Origin of the sequence: Streptomyces sp. NPDC058678 (genome assembly GCF_042714835.1) — a bacterium.
GTDB lineage: Bacteria > Actinomycetota > Actinomycetes > Streptomycetales > Streptomycetaceae > Streptomyces.
Window position 1 is genome coordinate 27,870 of record NZ_JBHXSG010000002.1, and the last position, 26,310, is coordinate 54,179.

The window sequence follows — 26,310 nt, forward strand, 5'->3', positions numbered from 1 at the left end:
AGCCCCTTTCCTAACCCCTTGTCGAAAGTCCCTCGCAGCCCATAGCCTTGCGCCGCGCCGGTGCCGATGTCGTCCCGGCACGATCTGAAGGGATGGGGCCGGGCCGGTGAAGCGCACATCACGGGACATCCGCACCGCGAACCGCTACGAGGTGTTGCGCCAGATCATCGCCGAGTCGCCGACCTCCCGGCAGGAGCTGGCGGCCGCCACCGGTCTGAGTCTCGCCACGGTCGCGACGCTGGTCGGTGAACTTCTCGACCTGCGGATGATCACGGAGGTCGGGTTCGAGGACTCGGCGGGGGGCCGCCCCCGGGGCCTCGTGGCCGTCAACGCGTCGGGAGGCGCGTTGATCGGCGTCGACATCGCGGAGACGTACGTCCATGTCGAGCTGTTCGACCTCGCGCTGAACGTCCTGGCCCGCGCCGAGGAGGACGTCCGCCCCGGCGAGAGCCGCCCCGAGCAGGTGGTCGGCCATGTCGCGGCCGCCGTCGGCTCGGTGGTCGCGCAGGCCGGGATCGAGGGCGCCCGGGTGCTCGGCGTCGGCGTGAGCGTGCCGGGGCAGGTGGACCGGGCGACCGGCATCTCGGAGTACGCGCCCAACTGGGACTGGCACGACGTGCCGCTGCTCGACCTGCTCACCGAGCACATCGCCTACCCCCTCTACCTGGACAACCCGCTGCGTGCCTGCGCGGTGGCCGAGCTGTGGTTCGGAGCCGCGCGCGGGCGTGGAAACGCCGTGGTGGTCAATCTCGGGACCGGGGTGGGCGCCGGCCTCGTCCTGGGCGGCGGGCTGCACCGGGGCGTGAGCAACAGCGCCGGCGAGTGGGGCCACACCACGATCGTCCTGGACGGCCGGCTGTGCCACTGCGGCAACCACGGCTGTGTGGAGACGTACGTCGGCGCGCCCGGAATCATGCTGAACCTGCGCGAGCTCAGTCCCCGGAGCACGCTGCTGCACCCGGAGGACCAGACCGCCACCATCGACGCGCTGTCCCGGGGTGTGCTCGCGCACGACCCGGTGGCGCTCAAGGTGGTCCGCGACACCGCCCGTTACCTCGGCGCCGGCATCGCCGACCTGGTCAACCTGTTCAACCCCGAAGTGGTCGTGCTCAGCAGCTGGGTCGCGGCCACCCTCGGCGAACCACTGGTCACGGAGGTGCGCGAGGCCGTCGCCCGGCACGCGCTGCCGCGGCCGATGGCCGCCACCGAGATCGTCCTCTCCCCGATCCCCACCGATCCGGTGTGCCTGGGGGCCGCGACCTTCGCGCTCGAAGGGGCGCTCCAGTCGGTCGGACAGAGGAACGGGAAACGCACCACCCCCACAAGGAGCCGTACCGCACCGCCTTCATGACGACGGAAGGGATGCACGTGACTCGCCCCCACCCCAGGAGATCGGTCCTGCTGACAGCCGCAGCCGCGCTCGCTGTCTCCGGGCCCCTGATATCCGCCCCGACCGCCTCGGCCGCCACCCCCACGGTGGCCGAGGTCTCCCCGCACGCCGCCCAGACCATCGACAACATCGGTGCCTCCGGCGCGTGGTGGGTGAACGACCTGAAGAACTTCGACCCGAAGGTCCAGGCGAAGGTGGCCAAGCTGCTGTTCTCCTCCGGCGGCCTCGACCTCAGCAACTACCGCTACAACATCGGTGGCGGCGGCACGGCGGTCACCACCCCGTCCCGCGCCCCCGAGGACTTCCTCAAGGACGACGGAACGTACGACTGGAGCAAGGACAAGGGCGGCCGCACCTTCCTCTCCTACGCGGCGAAGTACGGCGTCGAGAACCTGGTCGCGTTCGTGAACAGCGCGCCCGCCCGGTGGAAGACCAACGCCAAGAGCTGCGGCGGTTACCTGAAGGCGGAGAACGAGCAGGACTTCGCGAAGTACGTCGCGGACGTCACCGACCACTTCGCCGGGCTGGGCCAGAAGTTCGACCACATCAGCCCCTTCAACGAGCCGACCAACAGCTTCGACAGCTGCGGCCAGGAGGGCATGCTGGTCAACGTCGACCAGCGCGACGACATCGTGCGCGCGCTGGGCGCCGAGCAGGACGCGCGCCGCCAGAAGACCGGCATCATCGCCGACGAGTCGACCAGCGCGGTCAAGTTCAACGAGGAGGTCCCGCAGTGGATCTCGCAGCCGGGCACGGCCCAGTACGTCGACAAGCTGGCTCACCACACGTACGACAACCCCAGTGACGCGAACCGGGCGAAGATCTACGAGACCTCCAAGGCGGCCGGCATCGAGTCCTGGTCGACGGAGATCTGCTGCTTCGGCAAGGGCGGCACGGGCTGGGCGCAGGAGTACGACCCGACCATCGACGGCGGTCTGAACCTGTCCCGGATCATCTACAAGGACTTCGCGACCGCGCACGACTCGGCGTTCCACTGGTGGGTCGCCCTGTCGGAGATGATCGGCAGCGACCCGTACGCGAAGAACGACGACGGCTGGAACGACGGGCTGATCTACTACGACCCGAACTACGCCACCAACGGCAACCAGACCCTGTACTACACCAAGCGGTACTACGCGCTCGGCCAGTACAGCAAGTTCGTGAAGCCGGGCTCGGTCGCGCACAACGTGACCGGGGTGCCGGACGGTGTCGAGGTGTCGACGTACGACAAGAACGGCAAGTGGGTGGTCGTGGTCAACAACCACAACACCACCGAGGCCGCCCTCGACCTGCACTTCAACAGCGAGTCGCCGGTGCGGGCGAGCAAGGCCGTGCGCACGTCCGCGGACGAGAACTGGGCGAACGTCGCCAAGCCCTCGGTCAAGGGCGGCACGGTCTCCGCGTCGCTGCCGGGCCGCTCCATCACGACGTACGTCCTCGACCAGAAGCGCCACGCCCCGAGTACGGCCGTCACCGGTGCCTGGCAGGGCAAGCAGTCCGGCAAGTGCCTGACGGCGGACGCCTCGGGAGCGGTGATCGGCGCCTGCACGGCCGGGGCCGAGCAGTCGTGGTCGTACGACGCGAAGGGACGTCTGAAGGGCGCGAACGGCTTTCTGACGGCGGGGAGTGCGGGACTGGTGGCATCACCCACAGCCACCCGTGACGCCTCCCAGCAGTGGCTGCTGAACTCCAACGGGCAGGTCGTGAACGAGGGTTCGGGCAAGTGCCTGGACGTCGGCGGACAGGCGACCGCGGACGGCAGCAAGGTGAGTGTGTACAGCTGCAACGGAGGGGCCAACCAGGCCTGGTTCCGCCAGTAGTTCCCGGGTGGCGGGCCGCTGGTGCGGCGGCCCGCCACCTCCCATGTCCGGAATCCCGAACACTACGCAACGCTTCGAACAGACTTCGTCCAACCCCTTGCCGAAGCCTTAGCCGAAGGTTAACGTCCCGCACCGCAACCCCTTTTGAGCCACCTGGCGCTGAGCGACAGAGCCGCAAGCCGCCTCGAGACAAGGACGTCACCATGTCGGCAATGAGCAACACCAACTGGGACCGCCGCAACGTACTGCGGGCCGCGATGGGACTGGCCGCCGCCGGCGGTCTGGCCGCGTGCGGCGGGAACACCGGCCGCAGCAGCGGAGGGTCGGGCGACGCACTCGTCCAGTACTTCCACGCGTACGGCGAGGCAGGCACCGAACAGGCCATCAAGCGGTACGCGAAGGCCTACAAGGGCGGCAACGTCAGCACGCAGTGGATCACCGGCAGCAACTTCGAGAACAAGCTGTTCCCGGCCCTGCTGACCAAGAATGCGCCGGACCTCTTCGAGTTCCACCCGCAGCTCCAGATGGTCAAGAGCGGTCAGGTGGCGGACCTGAGCGACATCATCAACCCGGTCAAGGACGACTTCAACCCGGCCGACATCGCCTCGCACACGGTCGACGGGAAGATATACGGCGTCCGGATGATCGACGACCCGCAGTTCTTCTACTACCGGCCGTCACTCTTCGAGAAGGCCAAGATCGAGGTCCCGCAGACCCTGGAAGAGCTGATCGAAGCCATCGCCAAGCTCACCACCGACAAGGTCAAGGGTGGCTTCCTCGGCAACGACATCACCCCCGTCCAGAGCCCGCTGATCTGGTCGGCCGGCGCCGACACCCTCAACCCCAAGAACGAGATCGCCTACCACACGGACGCCGTGGCCGACGGTCTGAGCCAGCTCCGCAAACTGTTCACGAGCGGCAACCTGCTCCTGGACGCCCCCGCCGACTGGTGGGACCCCTCCGCCTTCACCCAGGGTCTGACGGCGATCCAGTGGTGCGGCATGTGGGCCATGCCCGTGATCCAGAAGGCGCTCGGCGACGACGTCGGCATCTTCCCGTTCCCGAAGGTCGGCTCCGCCGGCAAGGCATCGGTCACCAACGGCGGCTGGTCGATGTTCGTCAACGCCAAGGGCAAGAACGTCGACGCGGCCAAGGAGTACGTCAAGTGGCTGTGGATCGACCAGAAGGAATACCAGGAGGACTGGGCGCTGTCCTACGGCTTCCACGTCCCGCCGCGCACGTCGATCGCCCAGTCCGCCACCAAGCTCAAGTCGGGCCTGCCGGCCGAGGGCGTCAAGCTCTTCACCGACTACGGGCACTTCGACAACATCGCTTGGACGCAGTCGATGATCGCCTCGCTGAACGATGTGATCGCCAACTCCGTGCGCAAGAACGGCAGCCCGGAGGCAGCGCTCGACGCCTGTGACAAGAAGGTCAACGCAGAGCTCAAGAAGCTCTTCGGATAGGCAGGCGGACGGACCTCGACATGTCGACCACCACCAAGATCGACCTCGCCACCTCCGCCCCGGCCGAGCCTGCGAAGGCCAAGCCGCGGCGGAGTCTGCGGGCGAGCAGCACCCTCAACTTCTGGCTCTTCACCGGGCCCTTCCTCATCGGCCTGGTGATCTTCGTCTTCGTGCCGATGGGCTGGAGCATCTACCTCAGCTTCTTCGAGGCACGCTTCACCGTCTCGCCGAGCACCTTCATCGGCTTCGACAACTACCAGGCGATCCTGGACAACCCCGACTTCACCGGGTCCCTGGTCACCTTCACCGTCTTCGCCGCGTTCATCGTGCCCACCACCTGGGGGCTGTCGCTGGGCCTGGCGCTGCTGGTGCACCGGCTGACGTTCATGAAGGCGTTCTTCCGGTCGGTGTTCTTCATCCCGACCGCGGTCTCCTATGTGGCCGCGGCGCTCATCTGGAAGATGTCCATCTTCAACGGCGTCCGCTTCGGCATGGCCAACACGGTCGTCGGCTGGTTCGGCGTCGACAACGTCGCCTGGCTCGCCAACCCCGACCCGCCCTGGTACTGGCTGGTCATCGTGACCCTGCGGCTGTGGCTGCAGGCCGGCTTCTACATGATCCTGTTCCTGGCGGCACTGCAGAACATCCCGGCGGAGCTGTACGAGGCCGCCGCGATCGACGGTGCCAAGCCGGGCTGGCAGACCTTCTGGTACATCACGCTGCCCCAGCTGCGGGCAACCTCGACCGCGGTGATCCTGCTCCTGTTGATCGCCGCCTACCAGGCCTTCGACGAGTTCTGGAACCTGCTCGGCAAGGCGACCTGGGGCCAGCCACCCCTCGTGGAGCTGTACAAGACGGCCCTCGGTGAAAGCCAGGACTACGGCCAGGGCAGTGCGGGCGCCGTCATCCTGACCCTGCTCATCCTCGTGATCACGCTGTTCCAGGGCCGGATCATGGGCTTCGGAAGGGGTGAGGAGTCCAAGTGACCACCACCGCACCTGACGTCAGGAAGACCCCCGGCAAGAAGCGGGGGGGCAAGGTCATCGGCAACACCGGTCTGTACATCGCCACCGGTGTCGCCGCCCTGCTCTTCCTGGTGCCCTTCTATCTGATCGTCCGCAACGCCCTGATGACGGACCCGGAGATCACGGGCGAGAACTGGAAGTGGTTCCCCACCGACATCCAGTGGGGCAACTTCGCCGAGCCGTTCAACGACGAGACCGTCGACTTCGGCCGGGCCCTGTGGAACTCGTGGGTCGTCGCCATCCTGCACACGACCGGCATCCTGCTGATCTGCTCGCTCGCCGGCTACGGCCTCGCCCGCATCCCGTACAAGCACGCCAACAAGATCTTCTACATGGTCCTCGTGACCCTGATGATCCCGACGGCCGTCACCTTCGTGCCGAGCTTCGTGCTGGTCTCGTCGCTGGGCTGGGTGGACACCTACCGCGGTCTGATCATTCCGGCCCTGTTCAGTGGTTTCACCTGCTTCCTGTTCCGGCAGTACTTCCTGGGGTTCCCCAAGGAGCTGGAGGAGGCGGCACGCGTGGACGGTCTCTCGTACTGGGGGGCGTACTGGCGGGTCGTCGTGCCCAACTCGCTGAACTTCTTCGCGGCCATGGCCACGATCACGTTCATCAGCGGCTGGAACTCCTTCCTGTGGCCCCTGGTCATCGGTCAGGACCCGAGCTCCTGGACCATCCAGGTCGCGCTGTCCTCGTACATGACCAACCAGACCGTCAACTACCACCTGATCTTCGCGGCCACGGCCATTTCCATCCTGCCCCTGCTGTTGGTGTTCCTCTTCCTCCAGCGGTGGCTGGTGCAGGGGATCGCGCAGACCGGCATCAAGGGCTGACACCCTCTTCCCGATATCTGGAGACCGATGTCTTTCCGTACCACGACGGCCATCGATTACGTCGAGGACGTCTCACCGGGCAGCGGGGCCCTCCCGCCCCGCGCCTGGTACTCGTCCTCGGACGCCACGTCCCTGTCGCTCAACGGCAGCTGGCGCCTGCGGGTGTCGGCGACAGCCGACGCCGAGGACGACTCCTTCGCCGAGGAGGGATACGACGCCGGGGACTGGGCCGAGGTCACGGTCCCGGGGCACTGGGTCCTGCAGGGCGACGGCGCGTTCGGATCGCCGATCTACACGAACCACCTCTACCCCTTCCCGGTCGACCCCCCGCACGTCCCGACCGAGAACCCGACCGGCGACCACCTTCGGGTGTTCGACCTGCCGGACGACTGGCCCGCCCTGTCGGAGGGCGGCGCGGTGCTGCGGTTCGACGGTGTCGAGTCGTGCGCGCGGGTCTGGCTGAACGGCACGGACATCGGCGAGTTCAAGGGCTCCCGGCTGCCGCACGAGTTCGCGGTCGGCCACCTGCTGAAGCCGGCCGGCAACGTGCTCGCGGTCCGCGTCCACCAGTGGTCGGCAGGCTCGTACCTGGAGGACCAGGACCAGTGGTGGCTGCCCGGCATCTTCCGTGACGTCACCCTGCTGCACCGCCCGGCGGGCAGCGCCCTCGACTTCTTCGTGCACGCCTCCTACGACCACGTCAGCGGCGAGGGCACCCTGCGCGTCGACTCCGACGTCGACGGCCGGGTCACCGTGCCGGACCTCGGCATCGACGTGGCGACCGGCGAGTCGGTGACCGTACCGGTGCGTGCGTGGACAGCGGAGACGCCCCATCTGTACGACGGTGTGCTGGCGACCGAGGGCGAGCGGGTGCCGCTGCGCGTCGGCTTCCGTACGGTCGTCCTCGAAGACGGTCTCATCAAGGTCAACGGCAGGCCTGTCCTCTTCAAGGGCGTCAACCGGCACGAGTGGCACCCGGAAAAGGGCCGCGCGCTCGACCTGGAGACGATGCGCGAGGACGTGCTGCTGATGAAGCGGCACAACCTCAACGCCGTCCGCACCTCGCACTACCCGCCGCACCCGGCCTTCCTGGACCTGTGCGACGAGTACGGCCTGTGGGTCATCGACGAGTGCGACCTGGAGACCCACGGGTTCACCGAGCAGGGCTGGCGGGACAACCCCGTCGACGACGACCGCTGGACCCCGGCCCTCCTGGACCGTGCGGCCCGGATGGTCGAGCGGGACAAGAACCACCCGTCGATCGTCTTCTGGTCACTGGGCAACGAGGCCGGCACCGGCCGCGGTCTGACCGCGATGGCCGAGTGGATCCACGGCCGCGACTCCTCCCGTCTCGTGCACTACGAGGGCGACTGGGACTGCCGGGACACCGACGTGTACTCGCGGATGTACGCCTTCCACGCCGAGGTCGAGCAGATCGGCCAGGGCCTGGACGGAGGCACCCACAAGCGGCGCGAACTCCCCTTCATCCAGTGCGAGTACGGGCACGCCATGGGCAACGGCCCCGGTGGCATCGCCGACTACCAGCGGCTGTTCGAGAAGTACGAGCGGCTGCAGGGCGGCTTCATCTGGGAGTGGATCGACCACGGCATCAAGCACCCCGAGCTGGGCTACGCCTACGGCGGCGACTTCGGCGAGGAGCTGCACGACGGCAACTTCGTCTGCGACGGGCTGGTTTTCCCCGACCGGAGGCCCTCCCCCGGCCTGGTCGAGTACAAGAAGGTCATCGAGCCGGTCCGTATCGAGGGCGACGGCACCGACGGCACCGTACGGGTCACCAACCAGCACGACTTCACCGACCTGTCCGCGCTCGCCTTCGAGTGGCAGTACCAGGTGGACGGCGAGACGGTCGAGGCGGGCACCTTGAACGTCCCGTCGCTCGCCGCCGGCGAGTCGGCCGACGTGAAGCTGCCCGAGCCGCCCGCGGACACCCGCGGCGCGGAGTCGCAGTGGACGGTACGGGCGCTGCTCGCGGCCGGTACCGCGTGGGCGCCGAAGGGCCATGTCGTCGCCTGGGGCCAGTTCCCGGCCGCGGCCCGCCCGTCGCCCTCCGTCACGCCGACCGGCCGGCCGGTGGCCGACGGGAAGCTGATCACTCTCGGCCCGGCGTCCTTCGACGCCCGTACCGGTGCGCTGCGGACGATCGGCGAGGTGTCGGTCGTGAGCCCGCGCCTCGACGTGTGGCGGGCGCCCACCGACAACGACGACGGCGCGGAGTGGCAGACCGACACCCGGTACGGGGTGCTGTGGCGCACGCTGGGCCTGCACCGCATGCAACACCGTCTGAACTCGGTGGAGTTGGGTGAGGACGCGCTGACGGTACGGACCAGGGTGGCGCCCGCGGCCCGCGAGGTGGGACTGAGCACGGTGTACCGCTGGACCTCGGACGGCGACCGGCTGCGACTGACGGTGTCGGTGGCTCCCGAGGGCGAGTGGACACTGCCGCTGCCCCGGCTGGGCGTCCGGCTCGGACTGTCCGAGGCGGACCAGGTGAAGTGGTTCGGCGGCGGTCCCGGCGAGGCGTACCCCGACACCAAGGCGGCGTCGATGGTCGGTCGTTGGCAGTCGACTGTGGACGATCTTCAGACGCCGTACGTCCGTCCACAGGAGAACGGCGCCCGCGCCGACGTCCGCTGGGCTGAGCTCGGCGGCCTCAGGATCGAGGGTGACCCGGAGTTCTGGTTCACTGCCCGCCGCTGGACGACCGAGCAGCTGGACGCGGCCACCCACCTCACCGACCTCACGGCCGGCACTGCATCCGACAGCGGCTCCACCGCGAGGGTGTGGGTGAACCTCGATCACGGCCTGCACGGGATCGGTTCGCAGTCCTGCGGTCCCGGTCCGCTGCCGCAGTACTTCCTGCGGGCCGAGCCGACGGAGTTCTCGTTCGTGTTCTCGGTGATCGGTTAGTCCGACTCCGTCAGTCCAACTCCGTGATCGATTAATCCATTGACCGATTGATCGACATTCTGCGACGGTCGTGAGGTGCCCGCGGCCGGTCGGCCTCTCCAGCCGACCGGCCGCACTCACGTCCAGAGCAAGGGAGTTGGCAGTGTGAGCGGAAACATCGAGGTCCGCGGTCTGTCCCGCACCTTCCACACGACCGTCCGCCGGCCCGGCTTCACGGGCGCGGTGCGCTCCCTGGTCAACCCCGAGCGGGTCGCCAAGCACGCCGTCGCCGAGGTCACCTTCGACGTCGCCCCGGGCGAACTCCTCGCCCTGCTCGGCCCGAACGGCGCCGGAAAGTCCACCACCATCAAGATGCTCACCGGCATCCTCACGCCCACCTCAGGCGAGGCGCGGGTCGCGGGCGTGGTGCCGTACGAGGAGCGCGAGCGCAACGCCCGCAACATCGGCGCGGTGTTCGGGCAGCGCACCCAGCTGTGGTGGGACCTGCCGGTGCGCGAGTCGTTCGCGATCCTCAGGGACATCTACGAGGTGCCGAAGGCCGAACACGCCGCCCGCCTCAAGGAGTTCGACGACCTGCTCGACCTGTCGTCCTTCTGGGACACCCGGGTGCGCCATCTCTCCCTCGGCCAGCGCGTCCGCAGCGACCTGGCCGCCGCCCTGCTGCACGACCCGCAGGTCGTCTTCCTCGACGAGCCGACCATCGGCATGGACGTGGTGGTCAAGGAACAGGTGCGGGAGTTCCTGCGGCACCAGGTCGAGCAGCGCGGCCGTACGGTCCTGCTGACCACGCACGACATGACGGAGGTCGAGCGGCTCGCCGAACGGGTCGTCCTGATCAACCACGGCCGTCTGGTCCTGGACGGCAGCCTGGACGAGATCCGCCGCAAGTTCGGCTCGACCTGGCAGGTGCGGGCGACCCTCGCCGACCCGCACACGGACATCGCGGCGCTGCCGGGGATCGCGGTGCTGCGCCACGCAGGACCGGAGGTGGTGTTCGGGCCCGACGGCCCCGACGCCCCCACCGTGCACCAGGCGTTGAAGGCGGTCATCGAGCGGTACGAGGTGTCCGGCATCGCCATCGACGAGGCGGATCTCGAGGACGTCATGCGGGCCGCCTACGTCCACGCCGAGGTGGTGTGATGGCCGTCCTGCACGCCTGGCGCACCGCCCGCGTCACCCCGCTCGGCGAACTGCACACCCCGCCCCGGATGACGGCCGTACTGCTCCGGCTGACCGTCCAGGTGGTGCTGGTGGCATCCCTGTGGCACGGCCTGTACGCGCACACCGGCACCACCGCCGGACTCGACCGCGACCAGGCGGTCACGTATGCCGTGCTCGCCGTACTCGCCTCGCGGCTGCGGGAGTTGGACCAGTACGCGGGCCGGGACACCGTGCTGCAGCACATGCACTTCGGCACCATCATCTACTGGTACCTGCGCCCGCTGCCGCCCCAGCGCTACCACGCCCTGCGCGCCCTGGGCGAGCAGTTGTACGGCTTCACGTGGGCGCTGGGCGGATACGTGGTCTGTCTCGCTGCAGGAGTGATCGAACCGCCCAGGTCGGTGGCGGTGGCAGGGGTGTTCGCGCTCAGCCTGCTGCTCGGTCAGCTGGTCCTGTACCACGTGATGCTCGTCCTGGACCAGTTGTGCTTCTGGACGGTCCGCAACAACGCGGCGATGCTGATCCTGATCTTCGCGCAGAACCTGTTGTCCGGGGTGTACGCGCCGCTGTGGTTCTTCCCCGACTGGTTCGTGACGCTGAGCGCCTTCCTGCCCTTCCAGGCGACGCTGAGCGTGCCGCTGTCCCTGTACATCGGCCGGATCCCGCTGTCGGACGCGGCCGGGCAGCTCGCGATCCAGGCGGTCTGGGTCGTGCTGCTCACCCTGTTCACCGGGTTCCTGTGGCGGCGGGCCGCCCTTCGTGTCATGTCCCAAGGAGGTTGATGCCGGTGAACGCCGTTCGGATCGTCTGGCGCGTCACGCTTCTCAACTTCCGTGCCCAGTTGGAGTACCGCACCGAGTTCCTGCTGATGATCGCGATCGGCGCGATCTGGCAGGTGTCGGTGATCGTGTTCGCGACGGTCCTGCTCACCCGGTTCACCGGGATGGGCGGCTGGGACAGTTCGGAGGTGCTGCTGATCCCGGCGACGCGGATGCTCGCGCACGGGTTGTTCGTGCTGTTGCTGGGCCGGGTGCACGGCTCCGGCCGGCAGATCCAGGAAGGCATGATCGACGTCTACCTGGTCCGTCCGATGCCGGTCCACCGTCAGCTGCAGCTGCGCTTCTTCCCCACCAACGCCATCGGCGACCTGACGGTCGCGGCGGGTCTGATGGCGGGCGCGCTCAGCCGCAGCGATCTGGACTGGACGGCGGGCCGGATCTCGTACCTGATCGCGGCGCTCCTCGGCGGCATGCTTCTGGAGGCGGCCCTGTTCACGGCGGTGGCCTGCGCCTCCCTCCGCTTCCCGGCCGCCGACTACTGGGGCCGCTGGCTGGAGGAACTCCTCGGCACCTTCGGCAGCTACCCGCTGAACGTGCTGCCCAAGGCGGTGGGCGGGCTTCTGACGTACGGCCTTCCGCTCGCGTTCGTCGCGTACTTCCCGGCCGCCGTCCTCACCGGGCACGGCCACGACACCGGCGTCCCGTACTGGCTGGCGGCGGTGTCCCCGCTCCTCGGCGTGCTGGCGTACCTGGGGGCGCGGCTGCTGTGGCGGTGGAGCCTGAGGCACTACGCGGGCGTCAACGGATGACGACCGCACCGCCTCCGGCTCAGGTCCGCGCCTCGCGGTGAGCCTCGTGTTCGTCGCCCCGGGGCCACGCAGGGCGGCTGGACGGCTCCGATCCCCGCGATCCGGGCCCTTCCTCCGGATGCCGGATCGCGTACGCGGTGGCGGCGGTCATGCCGGCCCTGCCACTGTGCCGGCGGCGTCACTGCTGCCGGGGCGACGGGGCTGACGGGGGCGGCGGGGCCGACGTGGCTGCTTCGGCCGACGTGGCCGATGCTCCCGCGGCGCGTGACCGCCGTATCGGCGTGAACAGCGCGGCCACCGCGATCAGCACGCAGCACAAGCCGGCGACCAGGCCGACCGGCGCGGTACCCCGCCGCTCCGCGGCCCAGGTCAGGACGGCCGCGCCGATCGGGGCCGCGGAGTACTGGAGGGTCCAGAACGCCGAGGTGACGCGGCCCAGCAGTGGTTCCGGGGTCACCTCCTGACGCAGTGACATGGAGCAGGTGCCCGCGATGCCGCCGCAGGCGAGGAACGCCGCGCTCAGCGCCGCGACGACGGACACGTCACGCGCCCAGCCCAGCCCGGCGAACGCCAGCCCGCACACCGCGACCGCACCGGTCCAGGTCGGCCCGAAGCCGAGTCCCCGGCGGATCCTGGCCACCAGCAGGGCGCCGGTGATCGTGCCGAGCGCGCCGACGGCCATGACGGTGCCCACCGTTGTGTCGTCGTGGCCGAGGTCGTGCTTGACGTGGTAGATGACCAGGTCGGTCATGCCGAGCGTGAGGAAACTGAAGACGAACAGCAGGGCGGTCAGGGAGCGCAGCACCGGATGGCCGTACAGGAAGGACACCCCGGTCCGCAGGTCCTGCCACAGGCTCCCCCTCTCGGCCGGGCCGCCCCCGACTCCGGCGCGCGGGGCGAACCGTACGAAGAGCATGCAGGCGGCCGACACCCCGAAGCTGGCCGCGTCCACGCCCACCGCGGCGGCCGGGCCGGTCCACGCGGCCACCAGGCCCGCACACAGCGGGCCGAGCACGCCCGCCGCGGCGGCGGTCGCGTTCAGCCGGCCGTTGGCCTCGGTGAGCTGCTCGGTGCCGACCAGGCTGCGGACGACGGTGACGTAGCCGACGGCGAACAGCATGCCGACCGCCTCGCACAGCGGCAGGACGACGTACAGCAGCCAGACCTGCGGGCCGAACAGCCACACCAGCGGGATCACGCCGTACAGCATCATGCGCACCAGGTCGCAGACGATGAGCAGCCGGCGGCGGTCGACCCGGTCCACCAGGGCCCCGGCGAAGACGGCCGCCAGCACCGAGGCGGCTCCGCCGACCGCCGTCAGCAGGCCCATCCGGGCGAGGGAGCCGGTGGCCTGGAGGACCAGCAGGGGCAGGGCGATCAGGGCGAAGGAGTCACCGAGGACGGAGAGGGTCTGCGCGACCCAGAAGATCCCGAAGTCCCGTTGCCGCCACAGCGAGCGGCTCTTCGCGGGCGGCCGGCCGGCGGGTCGAGCGGGTGGTGTCCGGTTGCCCGGTTCGCCCTCGCGCTGCGCCTCGTACGCCACGCGGCCCCTCCCCCCTGTCCTGGACCCGGCAACCTTACGGCTGCCCTGCGGCGACCCGCACTTGAATAGGACGCACCCGCCCCCAGGAGCAGCCATGCCTGTTCGAACCCCAACGCGTGACCGCAGGGGGCTGGGTCCGCGCCACCGGGTCCCACCCCTCACTGCGCCTCCGCACTACGGTGACGCCATGACCGTGGGCACCGAGGAAACCCGGCTGATCGTCCTGCGCGGCAACAGCGCCTCGGGCAAGTCGACGCTCGCGGCCGGAATCCGTGACCGCTTCGGCCGGGGTCTGGCCGTCGTCGCCCAGGACAACCTCCGCCGTGTCGTCCTGCGCGAGCACGACCGTCCCGGAGCGGCCAACATCGGCCTGATCGACACCGTCGCCCGCTACGCCCTCGACGCCGGCTACCACGTCGTGGTCGAGGGCATCCTCTACGCCGACCGCTACGGCGCCATGCTCACTCGCCTGCGCGCCGATCACCGCGGCCCCACCCACGCCTACTACCTGCACGTCCCGTTCGAGGAAACCCTCACCCGGCACGCCACCAAGCCCGACCTGGCCCACATCACCGAGCCGGAACTGCGCTCCTGGTACCGCCCTCTCGACCTCCTCCCCGATGCCGTGGAGACGGTCATCGACGCGGCGAGTCCGGTCCCCGAGACGGTTGTGCGGATCATGCGCGAGTCGGGCTTGACGGAGCTTCCCCCACGGGAGAGCTGACGAGGGTCGGCTGGAGGTCAGGGGCGGCCGGGGACAGCCGACGGAGGCCCGGCAAGTCACCTCGTCTCTCACTGTTCCCCCAACTGACGTTGCCCGTCACACTGTTCGCCGGTGAACCTGAACAGCGTTCACCTTCCACCCCCTCTTCCTCCCACCGGAGAGACACCCCCCATGAGACGACTCATCGGCACCCTCGCGGCCGCCGCCCTGGCCGTGACCGGTCTCGCCGCCACCGGCGCGACGCCCGCGGCAGCGGCCACCACCGGCTCGTTCAACGTCCTCACGTACAACGTCGCGGGTCTCCCCGAGGGCCTCAGCTCCGGCAACCCGGAGAAGAACACCCCGCTGATCTCCCCGCGCCTGGCGTCGTACGACATCGTGAACGTCCAGGAGGACTTCAACTACCACGCGGCCCTGTACGCCGGGGACAACCACCCGTACCGCACCGCGACCAGCGGTGGCGCCGCGATAGGCGACGGCCTCAACACCCTCTCCGACGTCCCGTTCGAGGACTTCGAGCGGGTGAAGTGGAAGAACTGCACCGGCACCAACTGTCTGACCCCGAAGGGCTTCACGCTCGCCCGGGTCCGGCTCGCCGAGGGTGTCTTCGTGGACCTGTACAACGTCCACACCAACGCCGACTCGACCGACGACGCCCTGGCGGCCCGGCGCGCCAACATCGAGCAGCTCTCCGACTTCATCCAGGCGAACTCCGCGGGCAACGCGGTGATCGTGATGGGTGACACGAACACGCGGTACACGCGCAGCGGCGACAACATCCGCACCCTGGCCGAGGAGAACGGCCTGACGGACCCGTGGGTGAAGCTGGTGAAGGGCGGCACCCCGCCGCCGCTGGGCGCGGACGCGCTGCTGTGCCCCACGACGGCACCGACCAACGGCTGCGAGGTCGTCGACAAGGTCTTCTACCGCGGCAGCGAGCTGCTGACCCTGGACGCCACCCGCTACAACAACGAGTGGGTGTCCTTCCTGGACTCCGCGGGCGCCAACCTCTCCGACCACTTCCCGCACACGGTCGACTTCTCCTACACCCTCGACCCGTCCCTGAAGGCGAGCGACTTCTTCGGCGGCCCGCACGGCACGGCCTTCAACGACGCGGACGACCTGCCCGCGACGCCGTCCCCCCGCACGCTGACCCTGCGCGGCGGTTCCCGCCTGGACGCCGTGTCCCTGACCCACGACGGCGGCACGACGCTTGCCCACGGCGGTACGGGCGGCACGGCCGGCTCACTGACCCTCGCCTCCGGCGAGCACCTCACGTCCGCGAAGCTGACACAGGGCCAGAAGGACGGCCGTACAAGGATCTTCTCGGCGGCGTTCACCACCGACAAGGGCCGCACCCTGTCCTCCGGCACGGCGACCGCGGACACGAAGACCTTCACGGCCCCCTCCGGCTGGCAGATCGTCGGCTTCACGGGCCGGGCCGGCAGCGAGATCGACAAGCTGGGCGTGCTGTACGCGCCGATCGGCTGAGTCCGGCCCAGACGCCCCACCCCCGGGCGGGTCAGCCGGGCCTCGGGCTCGGCATCGCGGTCCGCCGGGCGCCGCGCGAGTCGGTGAAGCAGGGGTACGGTTCGCCGCTCGCCCGGAAAGCTAGGGTGACTAGGCTATAAGCTAGTTGCCCTAGCCACAGCGGAGGTACGTACCCGATGCCCCGAGCCGGCCTCACCCCCGACCGCGTCACCGCGGCCGCCGCCGACCTGGCCGACGAGGCCGGTTTCGAGCACGTCACGCTCTCCGCCCTGGCCCGGCACTTCGGCGTCAAGGACGCGAGCCTGTACTCGCACGTCAGGAATCTGCAGGACCTGCGCACCCGTGTCGCCCTCCTCGCCGGCGGCGAGATGATCGACCGGATCGCCGCCGCCGTGGCGGGGCGGTCGGGGAAGGACGCGCTGGCCGCCTTCGCCGGGGCCTACCGGGAGTACGCCCTCCAGCACCCGGGCCGGTACGCCGCCACGCAGATCCGGGTCGATCCGGCCCTCGTCACCGACTCCGCCGCCATGCTCCGCACCGCCGAGATCACGTACGGCATGCTCCGCGCCTACGGTCTCGACGAACCCGACCTCACCGACGCCGTACGGCTGCTGCGGGCCACCTTCCACGGCTACTGCGCCCTGGAGTCCGCCGGCGGCTTCGGGCACCCCCGTGCCGTGCAGGCCTCGTGGGACAGGGCGATCGACGCCCTGCACATCGCGCTCGAACACTGGCCCCGCGAGGAGAAGAGCGATGGCTGAGCCACCACTCCACTACGACGTTCGTGGCGAGGGGCCCGTCCTTCTCGTCATCCCCGGCGGCGCCGGCCATCCCATGGGGCTGGAGCCGATGACGGACGTGCTCGCCGAGCACTTCACGGTCGTCACGTACGACCCGCTCGGCCTCGCCCACGGCCGCCTCGGCCCACCCGTCCACGACCAGCGGGTGGAGGAGTGGAGCGAGGGGGCGTACCGCGTGCTCCAGCGGACGCTGCCCGATGGGGATTTCGCGTACGTCCTCGGCACCAGCTCGGGCGGCATCGCGGCCCTCGACCTGCTCGCCCGGCATCCGCGGCGGCTGCGGCACGTCGTCGCGCACGAGCCGCCGTGCGTGGGAGTGCTGCCGGACGGGGAGCGGCAGCGGGCCGTGTTCCGGAGGGTGTACGACACCTATCGCGCGGCGGGGCTCCAGGCCGCCGGCGCACGGCTCGGCGCCGGGCTGGCGGGGCGGGAGGCAGGTGAGCTTCCCCCGGGGCGGCCCCTGTCCCGTGATGAGGAGTTGGGCCGGCCGATGGCCGTGTTCCTCGCCCATGTCCTGGTGCCGTTCTCCTCGTACACTCCCGACCTGACAGCCCTGACCTCACGTCTCACCCTCGCCGCCGGTGCCGACTCGCGCGGTCAACTCCTCCACCGCACCGCCGAGTTCGTCGCCGATCGGACCGGGAGCGACCTCGTCGAGTTCCCCGGTGGGCACCTCGGTGCCGTGGAGCATCCCGTCGCGTTCGCCGAACGGCTCATGGCGACTTTGCTTCCGGTCGCGCGGGAGTCCCGCTGATCCCGCTCCGCCGCGCCCATCCCTCGACCTCGGCGTACGACGGCGCCGTGCCCTGCGGTGAACGGCCCGCCCGGATGTCCGCCAGCGTCTCCAGCGCCGCGCCCAGGGCTCGCCGGTAGAGCAGCGAGCCGAGGCTGACGCGCCGTACGCCGAGGTCGGTGAGGTGGGGGACGGTCGGGCCGGTGGGTGAGTAGAGGATGTTGAGGGGGACGGCCAGCCGCTTCACCAGGGCGGCGATGTGGACCGGATCGGTCAGGCCGGGGACGAACACGCCGTCGGCACCCGCCTGTTGGTAGGCGTCGAGACGGGCCGACGTCTCGGACAGGTCGCCGTCGCCCAGCCAGTACGTGTCGGTGCGGGCGTTCACGAAGAGGTCCGGGGCCGCGGACTTCACCGCGGCGATCTTCCGCGCGTGCAGGGTGACCGGGCCCAGGCCGTCCTCCAGGTTGATGCCGGCCGCCCCGACCACGGACAGCTCGCGCGCCAGTTCCGCCACCCGCTCCGGGTCGTCGCTGAAGCCGTCCGCCGCGTCGACGGAGAGCAGGAAGGGTTTCTTGCCCAGGGTCAGGGCGAGCCGGAGGGTGTGCTCGCGGGTGGCCGGTGATCCGTCGGGCAGACCTACGGCCGCGGCGACGGCGAGGCTCGTCGTGCCGATCGCTCGGAAGCCCTGTCCGGCCAGAGCCGTCGCGGAGGCGTGGTCCCAGGCATTGGGAAGGAGCAAGGGCTCCTCGGGGCGGTGGTGGAGGTCGGCGAAGGCGGTCATGTCCGCCACGGTAGGCGCGGCTCGGTTCGGTGCCGGCCGAAGTGTTCCGGAGACTCACCCTCGTACAAGGTCACGGCAACCTTCGATCGTCCGGCGGCGACTCCCGGTCATGACATCTGCAAGACGCCCCGCCGGCCACCGCCGGGTCCGCGCCGCCCGCAAGCCCGTCCTCGCCGGACTCGTCGCGGCCGGTGCGTTCGTCGGTGCCTGGTACGCCGTGGCCGGTGCCGCCACGACCGCCGCCCCGACGCTCGCCGTGACCAGCACGACCGTGAGCCTGCCGGCCAAGTTCCCCTATCTGTCCGCCGGTTACAACAACACCCGGGAGTGGACGCGGACGGCGACCGCGGCGGCGCCGAACGGCACCCTGCGCGTCGCCTGGCCCGCCTCGGACGGCATCCACGTCACCCCGCTGACGGCCGCCGGAAAGCGCTCGGGCGCGGACACGGTGGTGAAGGGCGCCAAGGAGGTGGGCGGTCTGGTCGCGCACAACGACGGTTTCGCACTCCTCACCCGCGTCGCCGACACCAACAAGTGGAAGGAGACGGCGGCGGCCGTCGTCCGCTACACGGGCGCCAAGCAGACCTTCCGCACCAAGCTCACCTCCACCACCACCCACGACACCGCCCCGCTCCTCGACGGCCAGCTCACCTGGAACGGCACCAAGTACGGCGCGTACTTCGTCGTGCACGGCGCGGGCGGCGCCGCCGACGGGCACTTCGGCGACAAGCTGTCGTACGTCAGCGCCAAGGGCGCCAAGCTCAGCGGTGGTTGGAGCTGGGGGTGCAGCCACAACGAGGGCATCGCCCTGCACCCGGAGAAGACCGGTGCCTTCACCTCACTCTGCTTCGACGACTGGCGTTCGGGGCTGTTCGTCTCGACGGGGATCGGCGCCCCGGACAACGCCCCTGTCGTGCAGCGCGAGCAGTGCTGGGCGGGTTACTGCGGCGGCACGTTCGCGGGCCGTACCGGTGACCTCGTGAAGTCGTCCACCGGCCGTTACGCCACCGCCTTCGCCTCGCGCGGCGCCGCCTCCGCCGCGAAGAACCCGGACGACGCGAGCGGCCGCGGCTGGACGGTCAAGCCGAAGACCGGCGCGCACCAGGTGACCGTCGCCTTCCTGAAGAACCGCAACACCCCGGCCGGCAAGGCGATCCGTCTGTCCGAGACGCCGGGCACCGAACACGTCAACGTGCGCCTCGCCCCGTACGGCAAGGACCGTCTGCTGTTGTCCTGGGAGGCGCTGAAGAACGCCAAGTGCGCGAGCGGCACCTGCACGGGTACCTTCGCGGGCACGCATCTGCGGCTCATCGACTGGAACGGGAAGTTCCAGAGCGCGGACAAGGTCGTCGCGGCGCGGCTGACGGGTGACATCGCCGTACAGAAGGACGGCACGCTGACCTGGGCGTACGCGCCAGTCACGCCCTCGTACGCGAGTGCGCTCACCGGGGCGCCCCCCACCTCGACCAGTCTGCGGATCGCTCGTCTCAAGCCCTGAGAGCGGCTGACGCATCCGCCCGGAATCCAGCACATGACCTCCACGGGCAGCGCCGGATTCCGGGCGGCCACCACCGCGGTGCCGGTCTCCCGCAACAGCCGGATCAGCACGTGGGCAGGCAGACGGGGGTGGAGGGCGGCGGCGTGGGGCTGTACAGGGCGTACGGGGATCTGTGCAGCAGTCGGGCGCGTACGTCGTCCGGGGTGGCCGCGTTGAGCGCGAGCCCGCGTGCCCACGCGTCCAGCAGCTTCTCGCCCGGCGCCGGGCCTCGAAACAGAGACGCCCAGGCGGCTCCTCGCTCCGCCGGGCACCGGCGATCTCCAGCCCGGCCCGCCGCAACCGGTCGGACAACTCGTCCTCCGCACCCGCCACGGGGCTCATCCTGCCCGACGGGGCTCCCCCGCTTCTACGACCACTCCCGAGTCCCACCGCACCCGCACCTCGGGTCCCTCGCTCCAGCGGACCGTAAACTCCCGTACCTCGTCCGCCCGCACGCTCACCGTCTCCGCCAGCGGCACCGGGTCCGGCTCGGCAGTGAGACGGGCCAGCGCGACGAAGAGCGTGTCGCCGTCGCCCGTGACACCCGCGAGGTCGTCGTCGAGGCCGACGACAGGCACCAGTTCCGCCCGCACACCGTCCGCCGCCGCCCACCCGGTGACCCGTACCGCCGTACCCGGCTCCGCGCCCGACACCGCATGGACGCGCACTTCCACCGCCCCGCGCGCGAGCACCACGCTGGTCACCCGCGCACCCCCGCCCGCCGTGTGCCGCGAGGCCACCCAGCCGTCGCCGAGGCCCAGGGGCTCGATCCCGGTACGGCTCGGATCGTCGCCGACGATCACGCTGTTGTCGTACGACGGTGAAGGCGTCGTCACCGTGGAGTACGCGAGGCGCGTGTAGTACGGGTCGTAGCGGACGTCCTCGCTGCCGTGGTTGTGGAGGCGGACGAGCCCGTCCGAACTCGTGGACTGCAGGAGCCAGTTGGGTGCGGCGACAGACGTCACGGCGTCGGAACGCTCGGCCGGGCCCGGTTCCTCGGCGGCGGTCCACACCGCATGGTCCGGCGGCAGGAGGAGGCCGAGGAAACCCTTGCTCGCCCAGTACGGGGAGGCGGGGCCCGAATAGCCCTGCAGGACAGCCGGGTCGGGCCCGTGCCAGCCGAGGGTGAGCAGGCCGCGCGAGTCGACCGCGTCCCGGTCCAGGAAGTACTTCAGCGCGCCGGAGGCCAGCCGCCGCGTCTCCCCCGGTGCCAGCGGTGTGCGGCCGGTCATCGCGCCGAGCCACAGCGGGGCGGTCGTCGCGAAGCGGTACGTCAGGGAGCGGCCCTGGTGCATCGGGGCGCCGTCGCCGCCGAACAGGCGGGCGTAGTCGGCGAGGTGGCGTTCCAGGCGGCCGCCGTAGAGGTCGAGCAGCCGCTCGTCGTCCGCGAGATAGGCGTGCAGCACCGGGTAGAGGTGCATGGCCCAGCCGTTGTAGTAGTCGAACTTGCGGCCGTCGCCGTCGGTGTACCAGCCGTCGCGGACGTACCACTGCTCGATGCGTTCCAGGCCGTTGTCGATCGCCTTGCGGGACGCGTCGGCCTCGTGGCCGATCTCCTGCAGGAAGCCGCCGACCGTGACGGGGAACAGCTCCCAGTTGCAGGGCCAGGCCTCGGCGGTGAGCGCGTCGCCGAGCCAGACGGCCGCCCGCTGACGCACGCCCTCGTCGAGGCGGTCCCACAGCAGCGGCCGGGTCAGCCTGAGCGCGAGGGCGATCGACGCGGCCTCGACCAGTGGCTGGCCGCGGTCCTCGATGCGGGGCCAGACACCCGACACGCCCGCGGCGAGTCCGTCGGCGTAGCGTTCGAGGGCGGTCTCGTCGCGGCGGAAGGCCGCCAGGAGCAGCGTACGGGCGTAGCCCTCCAGGCCGTCGGAGAGCCGTCCCGACCAGCTCTGGTGGTCGCCGGGGAAGTGGTAGAGGGCGCGGTCGTCGCTGGCGTACGGCTCGACGGCCGCGAGGAGGGCGTCGGCGGCCGCCTCCCAGTGGGCGCGGGTGCAGCCGGTGAGCGGGCTGAGGGTGCGGTCGTCGGGAGGCAGCTGCATGGGTCTCTTTCGTGCGGGATGTACTTGCTCGACACCGGGATCGGCCGAAGCCTGGGGCGCCCCGGTTCCGGTCGGAGCGCCCCAGGGGTCTATGACACCCGCACCAGGCCCTTGGGCACCAGATGCTGGGCGACGAGTTCGTCACGGACCAGTTCCGCGTACACGGTCGCGCCGTGGGCGGAGGTGTGCGTGTTGTCCCGTTTCTCGTTGTAGAGGTACAGCGCCTTGGAGCCCTCGACTCCCAGCGACTCCACGACCGCCTTCGTCTTCGCCGTCAGGTCGATCAGGGCGGCACCCTCGGCGGCGGCGACCGAGCGGACGACCTCAGGATGGTTCACGCCGAGGCCGTTGACCAGGAGTGCGGTGCCGTTGTTCAGGGTGCCGTCGGAGTTGAACCAGCGGCGCACGATCGGGGTGACGAGGACCGGCTTCCCGCCCTGCTCCCGCACGCCCGCCACCAGGGTCTCCAGGTTCGCCCGGTAGGTCGCCTCGTCGGTCGTCTTGTCGTTGTGGGCGAGCTGGATCAGGACCAGGTCACCGCGGCGGATCTGCGGCTGGACGGTGGCCCACAACTGGGGGTTCCCCAGATACGTCACCGTACTCTCGCCGGAATCGGCGTAGTTGGCGACGGACACGCCCTTGCGGAGGTACTGGGGCAGTTGCTGGCCCCAGCCGGAGTACGGGTCGCCGGGCTGGTCGCAGACCGTGGAGTCGCCGACCAGGAAGATCTGGCGGACGTGCCGGGCGGAGGTGACCTTGATGTCGGCGAGCGCGGGCGCCGTGCCGCCCAGCACGAGGTCCAGGCCGGGGGTGCCCTCGGGCCCGGTCGGCTCGCCCTCGGGGGTGCGGACGTTCACGGTGAAGCTGCGGGCGACCCGCTCGCCGGCCGCGACGGCGGTCTCGGGGAGCAGGGAGCGGCGGGTCTCGCCGGCGACGCTCGTGCTCGACCCGGCGTCGCCGCCGAGGACGACCTTCACGTCGTAGGTGCCGGGCGGGAGGTCGAAGTGGCAGGCGGTGGCGGTGCAGTTGTCGATGCCCAGGGGGCGCTGACCGCCGTGCGCCTGGGCGGGTACGGCGATCGTTCCGGCGCTCAGGGTCAGCGCCGCCAGCACGGCGAGGTTGAAACGTCTCATACGGCTCCTCCGACGGTCCTGCGACAGGGCGACAAGGCCTGGCGGCTGGACCGTACCGCTCCTGGCAAGCGCTTTCTAGTCCCTGGATCGTTTTCACATAATCGCCAACTCGGCAGCGGCGAAAGCCCTTTCGCGAAATCGATTCAACTGTCACTCTGCCAACCATCACCCGCACCCCCACACCTCCCGAAGGAGGCACCCCCCATGTCCGGAACCGCGAACGACAGACCGGTCCGACGCCGCACCTTCGTCCTCTCCGCCGCGGCCGCCGCCGGAACGGCCGCCCTCGCCGGCCCGCTCGCCCAGAACGCGTCCGCCGCGGCCTTCGGCTACACCGACGACGGAACGAGCTACGTCGTCGACACCGGCGCCAACCTGGTCTTCAAGGTCAGCAAGACCAACGGCGACCTGACCTCATTGGTCTACCGCGGCGTGGAGTACCAGGGTTACGGCGGCAAGAACTCGCACATCGAGTCCGGCCTCGGCACCTCCACCGTGAGCATCAAGCAGTCCGGTACGACGATCCTGATCTCGGTCACGTACGGCACGCTGAAGCACTACTACGCGGCCCGCAGCGGCGAGAACAACGTCTACCTGTGGACCAACAAGGCCGACACGTCGGTCAGCGCGACCCGCTACATCCTGCGCGTCAACGGGGGCAAGTTCCTCAACGACGAGTCCGACTCCTACACGTACGCGCCCACCACCATCGAGGCCTCGGACGTCTTCGCGAAGTCCGACGGCCAGACCCGCTCGAAGCACTACACGAAGTCCCGGGTCATCGACTACAACTACGTCGGCTGGACCACCGGCAGCGTCGGCCTGTACATCGTGCGCTCCAACCACGAGAAGGCCTCCGGCGGCCCGTTCTACCGCTCCCTCCTGCGCCACCAGAGCGCGGACGGCGGCGGCCTGTACGAGATCCTGTACTACGGCGAGAACCAGACGGAGGCCCAGCGCTTCGGCCTCCAAGGCCCGTACGTCATCGCCTTCACGGACGGCGGCGCCCCCTCCTCCTCGCTGTACCCGGGCACCCTCACCACGTCGTGGGCGGACTCGCTCGGCATCTCCGGGTACGTCGCCTCGGGCGGCCGGGGCAAGGTCACCGGCGTCGGCATCACCGGGCGGAACACGTCGTACGCCTACACGGTCGGGCTCGCCAACTCCGCCGCCCAGTACTGGGGTTCGGCCCGGTCCTCGGACGGCTACTTCTCCATCGGCGGTGTCCTTCCGGGGACGTACACCCTGACCGTCTTCAAGGGTGAACTCGCCGTCTACACCGCTTCGGTGAGCGTCAGCGCAGGCGGGACGACCGCCCTCAACTCCATCGCGATCCCGTCCTCGAACGACCCGAGCAACGCGAGCGCGATCTGGCGCATCAACGACTGGAACGGCACGCCCAGCGGCTTCAAGAACGCCGACCTGATGACGTACGCCCATCCGTCCGACGTCCGCGCCTCCTCCTGGACCGGCAACGTCGTCATCGGCAGCGGCACCGAGACCTCGGCCTTCCCCTGCTACCTGTGGAAGGACGTCAACAGCGGCATCATCGTCTACTTCAAGCTGACGGCCGCCCAGGCCGCCGCCGCGCACACCCTGCGCATCGGTGTGACGACGGCCTACGCGAACGGCCGCCCGCAGGTCGTCATCAACGACACCTGGACCTCGGCCGTCCCCTCGCCGCCCACCCAGCCGAGCACACGGTCGCTGACCGTGGGCTCGTACCGGGGCAACAACAACACGTTCACCTACAGCGTGCCGGCGTCCGCCTGGCTGACGGACACCAGCGCGTACAACACGCTGAAGATCTACGTGGCGAGCGGTTCGGGGAACACGGCCTATCTCAGTGCGGGCACGGCGATCGACGCGATCGACCTGCTGACCTGACCTGACAGAGCATCATGTTCCGCGCGTCCACTGCTGGTTGGTCGCTCCGTTGCAGGTGTACGTGATCACCGCGGCGGAGTTGGCGGTGGACGCGCCGTTCACGTCCAGGCACTCGCCGCTCGTGCGGGCCTTGATGGTGACGTAGGAGCCGCTGGTGGTCAGCGACCACTGCTGGCTGGTCGCGGAGGCGTTGCAGTTCTCCTGCGTGACCGTGCTCGCGTTCTCCTGCACGCACAGGGAACTGCTCCTGACCATCAACTGGTAGTAGCCGCCGGAGAGGGGCTTGAACCAGTACTTCTGGTTGTTGCCGCCGTTGCAGTCGTACTGCTTGATCTGGGCGCCCTGCCACAGCGACTGGCTCGTCACGTCGGCACACCTGGACGAGTGCCGGGCGATCAGCGTGTTGTACGTGGCGCTCGTGCCGCTGACCGTGCCGGCGGCCGTGTCGACGGTGACCTCCGGAGACCAGGACATGGACATCGAGGTCGAGCTGGGGAAGCTCAGCGGCAGCCACACGTACCGGGAGTCGTTGACGGTCCCGCCGAAGGCGTTGCCCCAGCGGTCGCCCAGGTAGAGGTACGAGGTGCCCGAGGTGCCCTGCACGGGCAGGACGAACGCGGTCTGCGAGCCGTACGTCGTCGAGTCGCCGACGTTGGTCATCGCCGACCAGGGTCCGGCGATGCTGGTCGCGGTCGCGTACTGCTGCTGGTTGGGGTTCCAGCCGGTCGCGCCCGAGGTCAGCATGAAGTAGACGTTGCCCCGCTTGAACAGGGCCGGTGCCTCGCGGTGCCCGCCGTGCCAGGGGTCGGCGACCAGGCTCGCGATGCCGGTGTAGTCGGCGGTGAGCCGGTAGATCTGCAGGTCGTAGTTCTCGCGCGCGGCGGAGATCATGTAGCCGGCGCCGTCGGTGTCCACGAAGACCGTGATGTCACGGGACATGTGCTGGCCGAGCGGGCGGAAGCTGCCCCGCCAGGCGTAGTTGCCGTCGACGGTGTCGGAGACGGCGACAGCGGCGCGGGCCTCGCTGTAGTCGGTGCCGTTCTCCTTGTGCATCCACATCACGAACTTGCCGGTGGACGCGTTGTACATGACCTTGGGCCGCTCGATGTTGGCGGTGGCCAGCTCGGGGTCGGTCGCCTCGGTCAGGACGTGGTTGCGGAACTCCCAGTTCTTCAGGTCGGTGGAGCGGTAGGCGTCCACGTACCGGAAGGTGTTGTCGGCGTTGCGGTTCTCGCCGAACCAGTAGTAGTAGGAGCCGACCTTGAGGACCCCGCCGCCGTGGGCGTGCACGGGGTTGCCCGACGTGTCCGTGAACTGGGTGCCGTTGGTGATGGTCTGGGGTGCGGCCTGGGCGGGTCCGGCGGTGGCCAGGGCGCCGAGCAGCGCGAGGCAGAGGGCGAACAGAGCAGCGTAGGCACGTCTCAT

20 protein-coding genes are annotated in these 26,310 nt (G+C 69.8%); 15 read left to right on the forward strand and 5 right to left on the reverse strand.

Translation table 11 applies throughout. From position 1 onward, the window contains the following. Positions 1-106 precede the first annotated feature (106 nt). From ACFWWR_RS02910 to ACFWWR_RS02950, 9 genes are all read left to right on the forward strand, one after another. Positions 107-1,351, forward strand: a complete 1,245-nt coding sequence (locus tag ACFWWR_RS02910) for an ROK family transcriptional regulator (RefSeq protein ID WP_383856988.1) — start codon at positions 107-109, stop codon at positions 1,349-1,351. 11 nt (positions 1,352-1,362) lie between these two features. Beyond that, positions 1,363-3,210, forward strand: coding sequence for a glycoside hydrolase (locus ACFWWR_RS02915; RefSeq protein ID WP_383856991.1), 1,848 nt, complete (start codon positions 1,363-1,365; stop codon positions 3,208-3,210). Between the two features lie 203 nt (positions 3,211-3,413). After that, entirely contained in the window at positions 3,414-4,676 is a 1,263-nt protein-coding gene (locus ACFWWR_RS02920; RefSeq protein WP_383856994.1) for an ABC transporter substrate-binding protein, read from the forward strand. A gap of 20 nt (positions 4,677-4,696) precedes the next feature. Beyond that, entirely contained in the window at positions 4,697-5,662 is a 966-nt protein-coding gene (locus ACFWWR_RS02925) for a carbohydrate ABC transporter permease (RefSeq protein WP_383856997.1), read from the forward strand. After that, positions 5,659-6,534, forward strand: a complete 876-nt coding sequence (locus ACFWWR_RS02930) for a carbohydrate ABC transporter permease (protein ID WP_384301614.1) — start codon at positions 5,659-5,661, stop codon at positions 6,532-6,534. The genes ACFWWR_RS02925 and ACFWWR_RS02930 overlap by 4 nt, the downstream gene beginning before the upstream one ends. A 27-nt stretch (positions 6,535-6,561) precedes the next feature. After that, positions 6,562-9,462 carry a glycoside hydrolase family 2 TIM barrel-domain containing protein gene (locus tag ACFWWR_RS02935; RefSeq protein WP_384301618.1) on the forward strand — a complete coding sequence of 967 codons (2,901 nt, stop codon included), beginning with the start codon at positions 6,562-6,564 and terminating at the stop codon, positions 9,460-9,462. Between the two features lie 144 nt (positions 9,463-9,606). Beyond that, the gene (locus ACFWWR_RS02940; protein WP_383857005.1) at positions 9,607-10,602 is read left to right on the forward strand and encodes an ATP-binding cassette domain-containing protein; all 996 of its coding nucleotides are present in this window, start codon (positions 9,607-9,609) and stop codon (positions 10,600-10,602) included. Beyond that, a complete protein-coding gene (locus tag ACFWWR_RS02945) occupies positions 10,602-11,405 on the forward strand; it encodes an ABC-2 family transporter protein (protein ID WP_383857008.1) in 804 nt (267 codons plus the stop codon). The genes ACFWWR_RS02940 and ACFWWR_RS02945 overlap by 1 nt, the downstream gene beginning before the upstream one ends. Then, on the forward strand, positions 11,405-12,211 hold the full coding sequence (locus ACFWWR_RS02950; RefSeq protein WP_383857010.1) for an ABC transporter permease: 807 nt from the start codon (positions 11,405-11,407) through the stop codon (positions 12,209-12,211). The genes ACFWWR_RS02945 and ACFWWR_RS02950 overlap by 1 nt, the downstream gene beginning before the upstream one ends. 178 nt (positions 12,212-12,389) lie before the next feature. Here the strand turns inward: ACFWWR_RS02950 and ACFWWR_RS02955 are convergent, their stop codons facing one another. Further along, positions 12,390-13,754, reverse strand: a complete 1,365-nt coding sequence (locus ACFWWR_RS02955) for an MFS transporter (RefSeq protein ID WP_384301620.1) — start codon at positions 13,752-13,754, stop codon at positions 12,390-12,392. Positions 13,755-13,941: 187 nt separating this feature from the next. On the opposite strand from ACFWWR_RS02955, the gene ACFWWR_RS02960 reads away from it, so the two are divergent. The 4 genes from ACFWWR_RS02960 (at position 13,942) to ACFWWR_RS02975 (ending at position 17,523) form a co-directional block, all read left to right on the forward strand. Then, positions 13,942-14,478: an AAA family ATPase gene (locus ACFWWR_RS02960; RefSeq protein WP_383857016.1), complete on the forward strand. Its 537-nt coding sequence runs from the start codon at positions 13,942-13,944 to the stop codon at positions 14,476-14,478. A 171-nt stretch (positions 14,479-14,649) separates the two neighbouring features. Beyond that, positions 14,650-15,969 (forward strand): jacalin-like lectin, encoded by a 1,320-nt coding sequence (locus ACFWWR_RS02965; RefSeq protein WP_384301622.1) that lies wholly within the window; start codon positions 14,650-14,652, stop codon positions 15,967-15,969. 176 nt (positions 15,970-16,145) lie between these two features. Then, a complete protein-coding gene (locus ACFWWR_RS02970; RefSeq protein ID WP_384301626.1) occupies positions 16,146-16,730 on the forward strand; it encodes a TetR/AcrR family transcriptional regulator in 585 nt (194 codons plus the stop codon). Next, positions 16,723-17,523, forward strand: coding sequence for an alpha/beta fold hydrolase (locus ACFWWR_RS02975; RefSeq protein ID WP_384301630.1), 801 nt, complete (start codon positions 16,723-16,725; stop codon positions 17,521-17,523). Before ACFWWR_RS02970 ends, ACFWWR_RS02975 begins: the two co-directional genes overlap by 8 nt. Here ACFWWR_RS02975 and ACFWWR_RS02980 read toward each other — a convergent pair. Further along, positions 17,483-18,286, reverse strand: coding sequence for an isocitrate lyase/phosphoenolpyruvate mutase family protein (locus ACFWWR_RS02980; RefSeq protein ID WP_384301634.1), 804 nt, complete (start codon positions 18,284-18,286; stop codon positions 17,483-17,485). The two genes, ACFWWR_RS02975 and ACFWWR_RS02980, sit on opposite strands and share 41 nt — an antisense overlap. 109 nt (positions 18,287-18,395) lie before the next feature. On the opposite strand from ACFWWR_RS02980, the gene ACFWWR_RS02985 reads away from it, so the two are divergent. After that, on the forward strand, positions 18,396-19,784 hold the full coding sequence (locus ACFWWR_RS02985; protein ID WP_384301637.1) for a hypothetical protein: 1,389 nt from the start codon (positions 18,396-18,398) through the stop codon (positions 19,782-19,784). A 377-nt stretch (positions 19,785-20,161) separates the two neighbouring features. Here the strand turns inward: ACFWWR_RS02985 and ACFWWR_RS02990 are convergent, their stop codons facing one another. Next, positions 20,162-21,865: a DUF2264 domain-containing protein gene (locus tag ACFWWR_RS02990; protein WP_383857034.1), complete on the reverse strand. Its 1,704-nt coding sequence runs from the start codon at positions 21,863-21,865 to the stop codon at positions 20,162-20,164. A gap of 89 nt (positions 21,866-21,954) precedes the next feature. Then, complete coding sequence (locus ACFWWR_RS02995) at positions 21,955-22,998, reverse strand: rhamnogalacturonan acetylesterase (protein WP_384301641.1); 1,044 nt, start codon at positions 22,996-22,998, stop codon at positions 21,955-21,957. Between the two features lie 204 nt (positions 22,999-23,202). Here ACFWWR_RS02995 and ACFWWR_RS03000 point away from each other — a divergent pair, with 204 nt between their 5' ends. Beyond that, the gene (locus ACFWWR_RS03000) at positions 23,203-24,885 is read left to right on the forward strand and encodes a rhamnogalacturonan lyase B N-terminal domain-containing protein (RefSeq protein WP_383857040.1); all 1,683 of its coding nucleotides are present in this window, start codon (positions 23,203-23,205) and stop codon (positions 24,883-24,885) included. 12 nt (positions 24,886-24,897) lie between these two features. On the opposite strand, the gene ACFWWR_RS03005 is transcribed toward ACFWWR_RS03000, so the two are convergent. After that, entirely contained in the window at positions 24,898-26,310 is a 1,413-nt protein-coding gene (locus ACFWWR_RS03005) for an RICIN domain-containing protein (RefSeq protein ID WP_384301644.1), read from the reverse strand.

Bases quoted from the DNA above. Each gene is read 5' to 3' on its own strand.
- ACFWWR_RS02915 (WP_383856991.1), top strand. From the start codon at position 1,363: ATGCACGTGACTCGCCCCCACCCCAGGAGATCGGTCCTGCTGACAGCC.
- ACFWWR_RS02920 (WP_383856994.1), top strand. From the start codon at position 3,414: ATGTCGGCAATGAGCAACACCAACTGGGACCGCCGCAACGTACTGCGG.
- ACFWWR_RS02925 (WP_383856997.1), top strand. From the start codon at position 4,697: ATGTCGACCACCACCAAGATCGACCTCGCCACCTCCGCCCCGGCCGAG.
- ACFWWR_RS02935 (WP_384301618.1), top strand. From the start codon at position 6,562: ATGTCTTTCCGTACCACGACGGCCATCGATTACGTCGAGGACGTCTCA.
- ACFWWR_RS02945 (WP_383857008.1), top strand. From the start codon at position 10,602: ATGGCCGTCCTGCACGCCTGGCGCACCGCCCGCGTCACCCCGCTCGGC.
- ACFWWR_RS02950 (WP_383857010.1), top strand. From the start codon at position 11,405: ATGCCGGTGAACGCCGTTCGGATCGTCTGGCGCGTCACGCTTCTCAAC.
- ACFWWR_RS02960 (WP_383857016.1), top strand. From the start codon at position 13,942: ATGACCGTGGGCACCGAGGAAACCCGGCTGATCGTCCTGCGCGGCAAC.
- ACFWWR_RS02965 (WP_384301622.1), top strand. From the start codon at position 14,650: ATGAGACGACTCATCGGCACCCTCGCGGCCGCCGCCCTGGCCGTGACC.
- ACFWWR_RS02970 (WP_384301626.1), top strand. From the start codon at position 16,146: ATGCCCCGAGCCGGCCTCACCCCCGACCGCGTCACCGCGGCCGCCGCC.
- ACFWWR_RS02975 (WP_384301630.1), top strand. From the start codon at position 16,723: ATGGCTGAGCCACCACTCCACTACGACGTTCGTGGCGAGGGGCCCGTC.
- ACFWWR_RS02980 (WP_384301634.1), bottom strand. From the start codon at position 18,286: ATGACCGCCTTCGCCGACCTCCACCACCGCCCCGAGGAGCCCTTGCTC.
- ACFWWR_RS02985 (WP_384301637.1), top strand. From the start codon at position 18,396: ATGACATCTGCAAGACGCCCCGCCGGCCACCGCCGGGTCCGCGCCGCC.
- ACFWWR_RS02990 (WP_383857034.1), bottom strand. From the start codon at position 21,865: ATGCAGCTGCCTCCCGACGACCGCACCCTCAGCCCGCTCACCGGCTGC.
- ACFWWR_RS02995 (WP_384301641.1), bottom strand. From the start codon at position 22,998: ATGAGACGTTTCAACCTCGCCGTGCTGGCGGCGCTGACCCTGAGCGCC.
- ACFWWR_RS03000 (WP_383857040.1), top strand. From the start codon at position 23,203: ATGTCCGGAACCGCGAACGACAGACCGGTCCGACGCCGCACCTTCGTC.
- ACFWWR_RS03005 (WP_384301644.1), bottom strand. From the start codon at position 26,310: ATGAGACGTGCCTACGCTGCTCTGTTCGCCCTCTGCCTCGCGCTGCTC.